The organism is Paenibacillus sp. RU5M (genome assembly GCF_900221055.1).
In the GTDB taxonomy this organism is placed as follows: domain Bacteria; phylum Bacillota; class Bacilli; order Paenibacillales; family Paenibacillaceae; genus Paenibacillus; species Paenibacillus marchantiae.
Genome location: NZ_OBQM01000002.1, coordinates 563,598 through 576,890, shown reverse-complemented (window position 1 = coordinate 576,890; position 13,293 = coordinate 563,598). Strand labels below are relative to the sequence as shown.

The following is a 13,293-nucleotide window of genomic DNA, read 5'->3' as shown; positions in this document are numbered from 1 at the left end:
ACATGAATCCGCCAGCCCGAGATTTGGCCCAGTATATCGCGAATCGCTCTCATATTGTTGTTAAGGCGGCGGTTCGGGCCGAGAATGAACAAGGTGAATTATTGCTGATCCAGCATGCTGAACACGGACATTGGCGTATTCCTGCGGGACAGATGCGCCCGGGAGAAGCCATTGAGGACACCGCGCACAGGGAACTGTGGGAAGAGACGGGGTGGACCACCAATCATATGACACTTGAAGGTTTGCATTCCGGTCCGAATCTGAGACATTTGCATGCCAGTGGGGATGAAGAATATTTTGTCATTGCCATGTTCAGGGCACAAATTGTTCAGGATTCGCTCGTAGAATCCCGAGTAAATAGCGAAGCAGGGCTGAAGTTTTTTGATCTCAAATCATTGCCCAGGCTGAATGATCTTAGCCGCTTACTGCTCAGGTTTTCCGAAATAGAATAAACACAACAAAGAAGACGCCTTTCCTGCCGGGAAGGCGTCTTCTTTGTTGTGGCAGTCAGTAATCTATGGCCTAATATCCATGATTACGATGATCATTCTTGTGAAACAGCAGGCCACGGTCCTAACTAGACTTGATCAAGCGGTTCTTCATCATCCATCGCAAAATCAAAGTCGTCAATATCGAAGACCTGCACAGGAGATGCCGATTCAATAATACGTGCGATCAATTCGACCTGATCAGTAAGTATGGGGGTATCCAGGCGCTGTGAAGTGAGAAGCAGTTCAGTCTCAATGGGATCAAAATATTCACCATATTGTGCGGTATCAACCGCATTAATGATGGCGATGGAGACCTGATCACCAAACAGAATGGACGGACTCTTAGCCCAGGGAACAGCCAGGGCGCGCTCTATTTTTTTCTTATTCAACGGTTCTTCAAAATAAGAAATCATTTCGTTAATCTTGGATTTCACATGCTGGTCATCCGCCGGATTATCCATCAAAGGGTCAGGGCTGGTCTGAAATTCATATAACTCAAGGATGGTGGTGTAAGGAACAATATATTCAACAGGCGCCGGCGGCGCGAGTAATTGACCGTAAATAGCCACCATCACGGCTTCTGTTACAAACTGACGTGACATGGTTCCTGAATCCTCCTGCGGCCATTAATAGTTGCGAGGTGAATCAATTTTCTTTTTGTATGAAGGATCATCAAATTGATTTCTCTGCTATGGACTTGAGTGCTTGAATTGCATGAATAGAAGTATATCATACAACGATGGGAAAAACAGCCAGTCAGCAGAAGGATGTCAAGTCCCAACTTTGATCATGATTTTCCGAGCAGTAAGGATAAAATTCCTGCTGCAATCAGGGGACCGACCGGTACACCCTTGAACAAGGCAACCCCAAGCACCGTACCAATAAGCAGCCCGGCAACGACGGTAGGCTGTGTACTCATTAGCGTAGCTCCTCGTCCGCCCAGATGAGCGACAAGTAATCCTACACCGATGGCGAGCAGCGACTTCCAGTGCAGAAAAGACTCTCCAATCGTCTGCAAACTGATCTTGCCGCTGGCGAGAGGTGCCATAACACCAATGGTCAGGATGATGATACCGATCGTAAGTCCATACTTTTCCAGCCAGGGAAAAGCCTGATTAAGGTTCAGCACCCGCAGCAACAACAGAAATACCATGGCTACGGTTACGGGTGTATTACTGCTGATAATACCTAGCGCGGCAAACACGAGCAACAGCAGTGAGGTCATATCCATCGATTTCATTCCCCTTCGGTCTGCCCGCGATGACGACCTACAATATGTTCTGCAATATATCTTCCATGCCAGCGTCCGGATTCAATAAACACTTCATTGGCATTGCGGCCTGATGCAATTACTCCACCAACGTATATGCCTGGTACGCTGCTCTCCATTGTCTGTGGGTCATATACGGGTTTATCCATATCCTCAGACATCTCCACACCTACGGAAGAAAGCAACTTGCGGTCAGGACGGAATCCGGTCAAGGCCAACACAAAGTCGTTGTCGAGTTCACTTGTGGATCCATCAGAATGGAGCAAACGAATGGAATCGTCCAAAATTTCATTTACACGTGAGCCAAGGTGCAGTGAGATTTTTCCTTTTTGCACCATGCTTTCGAACAATGGACGAACCCAGGGTTTAATATGTTCCGAAACACCGCTCCCACGATAAACCATGTCAATATGTGCACCGACACGAACCAGTTCCATCGCAGCATCGACAGCTGAATTACTGCCTCCAATAATGGCGACACGTGTACGTGTGTAAGGATGAGCTTCACGGAAATAATGAGTGACTTTATCTTTGTCTTCTCCGGGAATGCCAAGATAGTTAGGATGGTCAAAATAACCTGTAGCAACAACGACATTTCGTCCTTTATGAACGATTGTCTGCCCACGCCGATTGACCGTATGTACCTCGAACGTGCCATCGTCTTTGCGTTTAATTTCGTGGGCTTCCTCATAGTTATGAACACGCAGGCCGAAATGTTCGACTACCTTGCGATAATAGGCGAGTGCCTCGTAACGAAATGGTTTGTCGTTCGGTGTGCTGAACGGAACATTCCCGATCTCAAGCAATTCCGCTGTACTGAAAAACTGCATATGGGTTGGATACAGATAAATAGATTGGACGATATTGTACTTCTCAACAATTACAGCGGACAGTCCCAGCCGCTCGCATTCAATGGCAGCAGATAGACCGCATGGGCCTCCGCCGATAATAATGACATCTTCCATGTTCTTAATCCTCCTTATTTCAAGCACTATAATCCTACCGTAAATATGGGTTTAATGCCAGTTCAAGAAGGATACGGACGTAAAGAATTGATCTTGATCCTGGGGAATTGACTTAGAAGAGGAAAAAGACTAGTATCAAATTAGATGATTATCTAAACGAAAGCGAGTTGAACGAAATGCAACTGGAGAAGATTGTGGCTTACCATAAAGCCCTGGCTGATCCGACCCGACTTCGGATGCTGCTGCTGTTATCCCAGGGAGAACTGCATGGTCAAGCGCTTGCCGAGAAGCTTAACTTGTCTCAGCCAACCGTTACGCATCATGCATCCAAGCTAAGAGAAGCGGCGCTAATCAAGGAACGCAGAGAGAAAAATACGGTGTTTTTTTCACTCAATCCTTATTTTATCCGGGAGCACGCGCAGGCTTCAGTTGATTTTATTTTTAGACAAGAGGAGGTTGCCGATATGAGTGATGTGAATGAGACGCTGAAGGCATCGGTGATGCGGAATTTCTTCTCGAAGGATGGACGATTGCGTCAGATCCCGGCTCAATACAAGAAAAAGCTGATTGTACTGGGTCATTTGGTAGAGCAGCTTGAATTCGGACGGAAATATACGGAGAAAGAGATCAATGCATTCATTCAAAACTATCATGAGGATTTTGCCACTATTCGTCGGGAGTTTATCATGCACCAGTTCATGTACCGGGAAGATGGGATCTATGAACTGAATCCAAAGGAAATGTGGACACGGTGGGATCAAGTAAATTAAGTGAAAAATAATTAGACTTGACAAAAGCGGTTGAAGCTGTGTAACATGATGGATAATTCTACAAGGGAGGCGATGTTAAATGACAAATCTAATGGCAGTATACGTTAATTTGAATATGAACAGCGTCTCCGGAACGGATCAATGCATGTAATTTTACGGCAGTTGGGCAGTATTGTTCGCAATATTGTCCATATGTACGTAACACAGAATAACATGCACAGATGAAGCCACGGGTGACGTACCCGTGGCTTTTTTGTATGCCGAAAATGGGTTGTTTCTGGATAACGAGTATCGGATTGTCGTAATGATGCGTCCGATATGAATGCCATACAAACAATCATCCATTCGGCTAACTTCTTATTGCCGCGGGTGAAGTGCTGCTCGTGGCTTATTTGGTTTTGATGCCGGAACGGAGCGTTCACTGTTGATTGTTGTCAATGTCAATGAAGGATAACACACCATTTATCGGGAGGAATTTTTATTTTGAATAACACGATGGAGAAATACGGCTGGTCTGCAAAGTGGCAGGAGTTGTGGCAGCAGACGGGTATGGAAGAACAATTAAGAAAACCAGCAAGAATTATTGCGGATCATGGGCAATTGCTTCGCCTGATTACGGCTGAGGGAGAATGCTGGGGACGGGTATCCGGTCGGATGCGTCATGATCATGAGGAGACTGGCATTGTACCAGCCGTTGGGGATTGGGTCGCTGTTACAGGGCAAGCTGGAGAAGAAGCCATCATTCACAGCATTGTGCCACGTCAGAGCAGGGTATCTAGACAAGCCGCTGGTCCAGTGACCAAAGAGCAATTGATTGCGGCGAATGTGGATACATTGCTGATTGTTGCCGCTCTTAATCATGATTTTAATCTGAGACGGCTCGAAAGATACATTATGATGGCCTGGAATGGTGGAGTCAGACCAGTCATCATTCTAAGCAAAAGTGATCTGAGCGAGAATGTGGAAGAACAAATTTCGTTGGTGGAAGGCATTGCTCCGGGGATTGAAGTGTTGGCAATATCGGCTGTTCAGGATCAGGGCAAATCTTTACTTGAAAAATTTCTGTCTCCAGGCACAACTGTTGCCTTGACGGGTTCTTCCGGTAGTGGCAAGTCTACTCTGGTCAACTGGATGATGGGCGAGAGTGTACAGCTCACGCAGGCCGTTCGTGAGGGCGATAGCCGTGGACGACATACGACCACTCATCGGGAAATATTTGTACTGCCGCAGGGAGCGGTATTGATTGACACGCCGGGAATGCGTGAACTCAATCTGTGGGATGAAGGTCAGGATGGTTTGTCACATGCCTTTGGTGAAATTGAGCAGCTTGCAACGGAATGCAGGTTTCAGGATTGCACGCATACCCGGGAAGCCGGTTGCGCCGTGAAGGAGGCTATTCAGGAAGGTTCATTGGATGAAAAAAGGCTGGGCAACTACTTGAAAATGCAAAAGGAACTGAAGTTTCAGCAGCGTAAGGAAGAGGCCGCATCCAAACGACGGACTGCTTCAAGCAAACCCGTCAGTTCCCGCAAACCGAAACATGTCCGCAGTACAAAAGACTGGGAAGAGGCCTGAGGCCTGGTGGGCATCCCTCTGTATCCTGCATAGGATAGGTAAGGAGGGATGTCATCATGCCAGATTACAGCATCATCGTAGACCTGTCGGATCACATGTTATATCTTTTGGATGGCCCGCAGGTGGTTAAGGGTTATCCTGTCGCTATAGGCAAGATACTCACGCAGACGCCTAATGGCGTGTTTACGATTATTAACAAACAAGAGAACCCAGGAGGACCATTTGGCGTTCTTTGGATGGGGTTGTCGGCGCCGCATTATGGGATTCATGGAACTAATGATCCTTCATCCATTGGTAAGTCCGTTTCTCATGGATGCATACGCATGTATAACTCGGATGTGTTGGATCTGTCTTCCAAAGTGTCAGTGGGTACACAAGTAACGATCCGGCCCTAGGGCCGGATTTATCCAAAGAAGGGATTCTAAAGTCACGGCGTGGCCGAGAGAAAGGGAGTAATAACATGCGAATCAGACCAGCGCGCGAAGGGGATGCGGAAGCCGTAGCCCATGTACATACAGAGAGTTGGAAGACGACATATCGAGGGATCGTGCCGGATGATTTTTTGGACAATCTGACTACGGAATCAAGGTTGTCCCAATGGGAACGAAATATCCGTTCTGGCGAAAAGGATCAGATTCTGGTGGTAGCTGAACAGGAAGATGGGAAAATTGTCGGATTCGCCTGCGGTGGAAAGGAACGTGAAGGCAAATTGCCTTACGATGCTGAGTTGTATGCTATTTATTTACTGAAAGAAGTGCAACAAACGGGTATAGGTCAGCAACTGGCGAGACACGTCGTTCGTTATCTCCATTCCCTGGACATGAGGAACTTGTTGATCTGGGCACTGGAGCAAAATTCAGCCTGTCGTTTCTATGAAAAAATGGGCGGAATCCCTGTACAAACACAGTATATCCGGATTGGCGGTCAAGATCTGTTAGAGGTTGCTTATGGTTGGGAGAACTTGACCCTTTTTGGAGAGAAACGGTTCCCGGTAGTTGAATAAATGCAAATTTGGCTGAATGTGTTGGGCATTGAGGAGCATTTTCCCGTCAGAGGATGAAAGGATTCAGCTATTTTTCACGTTTGCGCAATCCTTAACAAGGTTAATGAACTACTACACCGCTTTGAGGTGAGACATTCCATCTTGTTTGGGAGGCGTTATTCAGATGACTTTAATGGAGACAGAACATACAACATGGACGAAACAATTTATTAATGGCGAATGGGTAGAAGGCTCCGGCGAGAAAATAGTGGAAAATAAAAATCCTTACACGGGAGAGGTCATCGCAACCTGGCGATCCTCGAACAAGGAAGATATAGATCAGGCATATGAGGCGGCCCGAAAGTGCTCGGTGGAATGGAAGAAATCCCTGCCGGCGGTAAAAGAGGGTGTGCTTCGCAAAGTTTCGGCTTTAATGGTAGAGCGCAAAGAGGAAATTATAAAATTGCTGATTACGGAATCCGGGAGCACACGCATCAAGGCCGAGGCGGAATTTGCTTCTGCGAAACGGATTGTGGATGAAGCTGCTTCGTTCCCTTATCGGATGAAGGGGGAGATTCTACCTTCAAACACACCAGGGAAAGAGAATCGTGTTGTACGGGAGCCCAAGGGAGTTATCGGCGTTATCGGTCCTTGGAATTTTCCTTTGCACCTGTGTCTGCGTTCCGTAGCTCCGGCTATTGCTTTGGGCAATGGAGTCGTTATTAAGCCTGCGTCCGATACGCCGATTACAGCTGGTTGGCTTATTGCTGATCTATTTGAGCAGGCTGGATTGCCTGAAGGTGTACTGAATGTCGTTGCTGGTAGCGGGAGTGACATTGGGGATTATTTTGTAGCACATCCGGTACCCAAAGTCATTTCCTTTACAGGCTCCACAGAGGTGGGGCAGGGCATCGGCAAACTGGCGGGTGAGCATCTGAAAGAAACTGCGCTTGAACTTGGCGGCAACAATGCGATGGTTGTCCTGGAAGATGCGGATATCGAACGTGCTGCAGAGTCTGCGGTGTTCGGTAAATTCCTGCATCAGGGGCAGATCTGTATGGCACTTAATCGTATTATTGTGCATGCTGATATTTACGATAAGTTTGTGGAGTCCTTTGTTAACAAAACGAAAAAAATTCAGGCTGGTGATCCTGCTGATGCCCAAACGCTGGTAGGTCCGCTCATTCGTGAGAAGGAAGTGGAGCGCCTGCTGGACTTGATTAAGAGAGCCGAGGCAGAAGGTACAAGATTGCTGCTGGGTGGCACTAGCAAAGGCAATGTGCTGGAGCCCACCGTGCTCGCGGATGTGAAACCAGAGCAGCATATTGTGCAACAGGAACTGTTTGGACCTGTCGCGGTATTAATGAAAGCGCAGGATGAGCAGGAGGCCGTGCGTTTGGCGAATGATACGCCTTATGGATTGAGCGGTTCCGTATTCACCGGAAATCTGGAAAGAGGGTATCAAGTTGCCCAGCAGATTGAATCGGGCATGGTGCATGTAAATGATCAATCCGTGAACGATGAGGCTCATGTGATGTTTGGTGGTGAGAAATCATCGGGTATTGGTCGTTTCGGTGGCGATTGGGCTATTGAAAAGTTCACGCGGACACGCTGGATCAGCATTCAGCATCAATATCGGGATTATCCGGGAGTGCAATAGTTCGACAGTGAACATGGATTAGAAAATACTTTATTTTATAATCAGATAGGGTTCGGGAAAGAGTGACAAAGATTGCGCAGAGTCCGCCTCATGCTTGATGGGGCGGCCTTTTGCATGTTTTTACACATTTGAAAAATAGGTGAGGAAATGGTGTGGAAAAGCTGTTTGGTATACCTGTAATCTGGTTATTTATGGATACACGGGCAGAACAGATCCGTAAATCCAATAGGTAAAGGGGCCTGAACTTCATGTCCATTGACCGTTTCATTCTGAGAAAGCTGAATACTTGTCAGGAAGAAAATACACGTGATAATCTGGTTCGGTTGTTTGTCATTCGAATCCAAAAGGCCGAAATGGAAGAAGAACACGAAAATGCTTATGTCGTCAGCCGATTGCATTAGAAATAGATAAAAGAGATTCTGTACACAAAAAAAGGAAGCTTGTCCTTAGCGGCAAGCTTCCTTTTCCTTATGTTCGCGAATGAATGAATTCGCAGTTTCCATGTTGAATTAAACAACTGACTCATCTTAATAAAGCGATAAGGCGAGGGAGTCATTTTCGCTACGGCTGTGAAGAATGGCTTCACCACCGACAATCTCAATACTAATCAATGATTGCAGACATTTCTGTAAAGCACGTTTACCATTGCTAATTTTGTTCTCAAGTGCACTGCTAAGCAATCGTAGTGTCTTTTGTACAGGTTGTTTGTTTTCTTGATTGAAATATACAGGGATTGATTTGTTTTGAAAAGTTATTAGTGTTCTCACTAGAAATCACCTCACGAGAGTTATTTCTTACTGGTTATATTAAATTCCAATGCTTAAAATTACCTTAAAATCAGCTTATGAAAACATAAAGGTGTGCAATGTTTGAAAAGTGTTCACAATTCAATTGTGGGCGAAGCATTAAAAAGTCCCGAAAAATCAATTTACAGATTCCATTTATATGGAAGAAAGACATGTAGTTTCGCATCCTTGCAATAATTAACGTGACTACTGCCTCGAAAGTTCTGAGTCGAATGGACGATATTTTAATATATACGTGGGTCATATGTAACAAAATTACAGGTTGCACATTGCAAACAGGGTGTTTATGTAAGAAAATAGGGATGGAATATCGTTTCATCTGCATTTTTTTGATTTAATTTGACACTAGGACAATTTACATATGAGACCATGGGAGGGATTATTTTGATTCTTACCGTGTATTCCGGCCGGGAGGAAGGCGAGTGGTTCGACATCGAGGTCCCGGATGAATGTACTATTGAACATCTGAAGACATTGCTGGGAGTCCGCATCTTCGGGCAGGCACCGGGAGAGGGCATTCAGTACATCCTTGAAGCCAAATTTCCGGAAGGATTGTGGTTCTCGCCACAGAACGCACAACAGTTAATGGAAACAGGGCTGCGTCAAGGAAGCTGTGTGCGAATCCAGCGGGCGTTCTCTACCACTTCTGAAGAAGCACCTGTGTATGGAAGACGTTCATTGTTTCAACAGGACAGCAACGAATGAACAATCTAGACGTATATATTGATTACGGCAATGAAATATAAGGAGGTCTTCTCTTCGTGAATGTGTTATATCAGCGTTCTCCAAGAATGACACCGGTTCTCAAGGAAGAAAGGCTGGAAATTCTGAGGCCTCCGGCAGAACCAAACAAACCTACGTTTTCAATGATTTCTATTATTGTACCGATCATGATGACGATGGTCAGCATCGGTTTCTACGTATATATCAATATGAGCGGCAAAATGAACAATCCCAATTATATGATGTTTCAGATGATGACGGTTATGATGATGCTTACGTCATACACGATTCCGTTTTTTGTGTATCTGAGCAACAAGAAGACCTATCGCAAAAAGCTGGAAGAGCGTACTACTATGTATCGAGCACAACTGGAGAAGCATCGTGAAGAGCTGAAGGAAGCTCAAGCGGAGCAAGTGAAGAGTCTGTACGAAATTCATGGTGATCCGAATGTATGTCTTCAGTTGGTGAAGAATCGCAACAGTTCGTTATGGGAACGTTCTCCTGAAGATGATGATTTCCTGCAGGTACGAATTGGCACAGGCGAGATTCCGTTTCGGATCAAACTTCAGGTTCCTCGTGTGGACGGTTACGAAAAGGATGAGTTAATTGAAGCGGCTCATGAATTGGCAGCTGAATTCGAGACGGTGCCCGAAGCATCGATTACACTGCCTTTATTTCAATCGAAAGTGATGGGTCTGGTCGGCAATCGTGAGGAAGTTCTTTCTTCACTTCGAGTGATTATCTCACAACTGACCGTTCGTCATTCACCGGATGAATTGAAGATTGCTGCCTTTTATGAAGAAAAGGAATCGAAGGAATGGGATTGGCTACGCTGGCTGCCCCACATTTGGGATGAAGATCAAGGACAACGCTATATGGCCGACAGGCACAGCGGTGCGCATCAATTGGCGGACAGCTTGTTTTCCGTGTTGAACCGTAGGCGCAATAATAAGGAAGATCGCTACAAGAAAACCGTGCAAACTCCATGTTATGTGGTGGTTCTCTCGGATACTCAATTAATAGAAGAAGAGCCGCTGCTTCCTCTGCTGCTGGAATCAGCTCAGGAGATCGATGTATGTACCATCATATTGGCAAACCGTAAGGAATCGCTACCCATGCATTGTCAGTTAATTATGGAGGCTTCCAAAGGCAAAGGGCTTTATATCAAAAAAACCGAGGATGCCGACGTGATCAGGCAAGCGTACACGCCAGATGTGATCTCCAGAGAGTCCGCAGAGGCGCTCTCGCGTTATATGTCACCGATCCGTCTGAAACGATCATCCGCTTCGGATATACCACAGGTGCTTCCGTTGTTCGACATGCTAAGTACATCACGAGTAGAGGATCTGGATGTGGTCGCACGCTGGAGCCAGACACGATACCCGGACACACTTCCCGTACCTATGGGCGTGCGAGCTGGGGGTAAGAAAATTGCGATTAACTTACATGATAAAATTGAACGTCAGGGCCATGGCCCGCATGGCCTGATCGCAGGGACAACAGGTTCAGGCAAAAGTGAAGTTATCCAGTCGATTGTGGCCTCTTTGGCTGCCGAGTTTCATCCGCATGATCTGGCTTTTATGTTAATTGACTATAAGGGCGGCGGGATGTCGAATACATTTGTGGGCTTGCCTCACGTCGTCGGCACGATCACCAATCTGGATGGGAATTTGATTGAACGAGCCAATATCTCACTGCGGGCCGAACTGGTCAGAAGGCAAAAAATATTAAATGATGCAGGAAATCTCCAGCACATTGATGAGTACTACAAAATTCTGCGTTCCAGACATGAACAGCCTCTGCCGCACTTAGTTATCATCATTGACGAGTTTGCGCAATTGAAGCGGGATCAGCCGGAGTTCATGGATGAATTAATCAGCATAGCGGCCATCGGCCGGACACTAGGTGTACATCTTATACTGGCAACTCAGAAGCCTGCAGGTGTGGTCGATGATAAAATCTGGAGCAATTCGCGTTTCCGTATCTGTCTTCGCGTTCAAAGCGAAGGGGATAGTCGGGATATGATCAAAATTCCGAATGCGGCCTGGATCACCAAGCCGGGTCGTGGATACTTCCAGGTAGGCAGTGATGAAGTGTTTGAGGAAATGCAATTCGCCTGGAGCGGTGCGCCATATAATCAGCAGGAAGATACAACGACGGTACTGCCTGTTATGGAAGTTCGTTTGAATGGGAAACGTGAGCCACTATTGACTGGAGAGCGCAGAGCTGTGCTCAAAGGGGAGGATGTGCCCAAGCAGCTTCAGGTATTCATTGATTATGTGGCGGAAGCGGCAGCAGAGGCGGGGATCACCCGATTACCGGGACCCTGGTTGCCACCCTTGCCTGAGACCCTGGAATGGGAAATTCTCAACGACTGGCAGGAAGAAGAGAATCGTGAGGCATTGCTTGACGGGGGTGCCAGTGGCCTGAAACCTGTAGTTGGACTGCTGGATGATCTGCCTAATCAACGACAGCAGCCGCTCGCACTTCCGGTGGATCAGGGACATCTGGTTGTATACGGTATGCCTGGTCTGGGGAAAACGACGTTTGTGCAAACCTTGCTGATGTCACTGGCCCGTTCTAAGCGGACTGAACCTTGGCATGGCTATATTATTGATATGGGCCGGATGATGAAGGATTTTGCTAGTTTGCCTCAGATCGGTGGGGTAATGATGTCTGAAGAGGAAGATCGGATCAAGCGGTTATTCCGGTACATCCTGAAACTGTCGGCACAACGCAAGGACATGATCTCGGAAGCCGGGGTTAAGACAATATCAGCCTACCGTCGCACAGCCCATGCAGCTGTGCCGCAAATTGTAGTTGTTATTGATGGTTATCTTTCTTTCCGAAATGCGTATCCCGAGGAGAATGAACTTCTGGAAACGATCCTTCGTGAAGGCGGCAGTCTGGGAATCACATTTATCCTCACGGCCAACCGTGTTACGGATGTATTTGAGAAATTCAGAAGCAATATTCCCAATGCGGTTTCGTTTGAATTATCTGATCCAAGCGACTATTATTACGCAGTGGGTCGGCCGTCCAAGGCACCTAGCCAGCTTCCACCAGGAAGAGGACTGGTCAAAGGACAGGTTCCTCCATTGATGTTCCAGGCGGCGTTGCCGTCATCCGGAGCAGATGAAGGCAAACGTTCTTCCGCTCTGCGCCGCACGATTGCAGAGATCAGAGAAAGCTGGAACGGAGAAGAAGCGCCGCAGATTGCGCCGCTCCCGGAAGAGGTTAAGCTCAAAGATGTGCTTATCCGTACAGGAACCTTCGGGCAAGTTGGAGACGTATCATCCTTAACAGTACCCGTAGGTTTGCTAACCGATGATCTGGAACCCTTCCAGTTAAATTTGCGTGAAGGGCCACATTTCATGGTTACGAGTCCGATGGAAGGTGGCAAAACGACATTTTTGCTGACCTGGATGTTATCCCTTGCCTATCATGCGTCTCCTGAAGACGTGCAAATATACACGGTAGATATGCGGTATGGTTCCGGAGGACTGGGGGAAATCAGCAGTTTACCCCATGTCCGTGGACATGTATCCCGTGAAGAACAGCTTGCACCTGTGATCCAACAGTTGTACGATGAAGTTCTAAAAAGAGGCGAGTTAACCGGTGGACCGGAGATCGTTCTCGTTATCGACGATGCGGATACGTTATCCAAGCAATTAAATGATTTTAATGTGAAGGATCAATTGGGAGCGATCGTTCGTCAAGGACGGGATCGAGGTATACATGTGATTCTGTCAGGAGTTCCGGCAGACTTTCCAACCTTTGGTTCTGACTGGGTGAACGATGTGAAGGCTTCCCAGAGCGGATTGTTGTTCGGGACTTTAGACCCTAATGACCTCTCGTTCTTCCGTATTCCTTATTCGGAATCCGGTGGGAGTTCAAATGGGCTGAAGGTACTGCCTCCGGGTCAAGGTTATTATGTTAAACGTAAATATTCCAGGGTTAAAGGTGCAATTCCATGTGATGGCACCTGGAAAATGACCGATTGGATTTCTGAAATTCGTGACCGATGGCATGTTGTAGTTTGAGGGGAGGT

Annotated in this window: 14 protein-coding genes; 9 read left to right on the top strand and 5 right to left on the bottom strand. The window is 46.8% G+C overall.

Annotated elements, in window-relative coordinates:
- Nucleotides 1-2: 2 nt before the first annotated feature.
- A complete protein-coding gene (locus tag CRO25_RS08375; RefSeq protein ID WP_063566334.1) occupies nt 3-452 on the top strand; it encodes an NUDIX domain-containing protein in 450 nt (149 codons plus the stop codon).
- 125 nt (nt 453-577) lie between these two features.
- Here CRO25_RS08375 and CRO25_RS08370 read toward each other — a convergent pair whose 3' ends face one another.
- The 3 genes from CRO25_RS08370 to CRO25_RS08360 all read right to left on the bottom strand — a co-directional run bounded on the left by CRO25_RS08370 (nt 578) and on the right by CRO25_RS08360 (nt 2,726).
- Complete coding sequence (locus CRO25_RS08370; RefSeq protein WP_063566333.1) at nt 578-1,093, bottom strand: hypothetical protein; 516 nt, start codon at nt 1,091-1,093, stop codon at nt 578-580.
- Nucleotides 1,094-1,278: 185 nt separating this feature from the next.
- Entirely contained in the window at nt 1,279-1,722 is a 444-nt protein-coding gene (locus CRO25_RS08365) for a DUF441 domain-containing protein (protein WP_024630316.1), read from the bottom strand.
- 5 nt (nt 1,723-1,727) lie between these two features.
- Entirely contained in the window at nt 1,728-2,726 is a 999-nt protein-coding gene (locus CRO25_RS08360) for a YpdA family putative bacillithiol disulfide reductase (RefSeq protein ID WP_079694651.1), read from the bottom strand.
- A 176-nt stretch (nt 2,727-2,902) separates the two neighbouring features.
- On the opposite strand from CRO25_RS08360, the gene CRO25_RS08355 reads away from it, so the two are divergent.
- Nucleotides 2,903-3,496, top strand: coding sequence for a metalloregulator ArsR/SmtB family transcription factor (locus CRO25_RS08355; RefSeq protein WP_063566331.1), 594 nt, complete (start codon nt 2,903-2,905; stop codon nt 3,494-3,496).
- Between the two features lie 153 nt (nt 3,497-3,649).
- On the opposite strand, the gene CRO25_RS33820 is transcribed toward CRO25_RS08355, so the two are convergent.
- On the bottom strand, nt 3,650-3,841 hold the full coding sequence (locus CRO25_RS33820; protein WP_063566330.1) for a hypothetical protein: 192 nt from the start codon (nt 3,839-3,841) through the stop codon (nt 3,650-3,652).
- A 150-nt stretch (nt 3,842-3,991) separates the two neighbouring features.
- Here CRO25_RS33820 and rsgA point away from each other — a divergent pair, with 150 nt between their 5' ends.
- The 5 genes from rsgA (at nt 3,992) to CRO25_RS33260 (ending at nt 8,114) form a co-directional block, all read left to right on the top strand.
- On the top strand, nt 3,992-5,071 hold the full coding sequence (rsgA, locus tag CRO25_RS08345; RefSeq protein ID WP_063566428.1) for a ribosome small subunit-dependent GTPase A: 1,080 nt from the start codon (nt 3,992-3,994) through the stop codon (nt 5,069-5,071).
- 56 nt (nt 5,072-5,127) lie between these two features.
- Entirely contained in the window at nt 5,128-5,466 is a 339-nt protein-coding gene (locus CRO25_RS08340) for a L,D-transpeptidase (RefSeq protein ID WP_063566329.1), read from the top strand.
- A 65-nt stretch (nt 5,467-5,531) separates the two neighbouring features.
- Complete coding sequence (locus CRO25_RS08335) at nt 5,532-6,074, top strand: GNAT family N-acetyltransferase (RefSeq protein WP_063566328.1); 543 nt, start codon at nt 5,532-5,534, stop codon at nt 6,072-6,074.
- A gap of 163 nt (nt 6,075-6,237) precedes the next feature.
- Nucleotides 6,238-7,713, top strand: a complete 1,476-nt coding sequence (locus CRO25_RS08330) for an aldehyde dehydrogenase family protein (RefSeq protein ID WP_079694650.1) — start codon at nt 6,238-6,240, stop codon at nt 7,711-7,713.
- Nucleotides 7,714-7,961: 248 nt separating this feature from the next.
- Nucleotides 7,962-8,114 (top strand): hypothetical protein, encoded by a 153-nt coding sequence (locus CRO25_RS33260; RefSeq protein WP_170867771.1) that lies wholly within the window; start codon nt 7,962-7,964, stop codon nt 8,112-8,114.
- A 126-nt stretch (nt 8,115-8,240) separates the two neighbouring features.
- Here CRO25_RS33260 and CRO25_RS08325 read toward each other — a convergent pair whose 3' ends face one another.
- Complete coding sequence (locus tag CRO25_RS08325) at nt 8,241-8,480, bottom strand: hypothetical protein (protein ID WP_063566326.1); 240 nt, start codon at nt 8,478-8,480, stop codon at nt 8,241-8,243.
- 423 nt (nt 8,481-8,903) lie between these two features.
- Between CRO25_RS08325 and CRO25_RS08320 the strand changes: the two genes are divergently transcribed.
- A complete protein-coding gene (locus tag CRO25_RS08320; protein WP_063566325.1) occupies nt 8,904-9,224 on the top strand; it encodes a hypothetical protein in 321 nt (106 codons plus the stop codon).
- Nucleotides 9,225-9,280: 56 nt separating this feature from the next.
- Nucleotides 9,281-13,285, top strand: a complete 4,005-nt coding sequence (gene essC, locus CRO25_RS08315) for a type VII secretion protein EssC (RefSeq protein WP_079694649.1) — start codon at nt 9,281-9,283, stop codon at nt 13,283-13,285.
- The last annotated feature ends 8 nt before the right edge of the window (nt 13,286-13,293 follow it).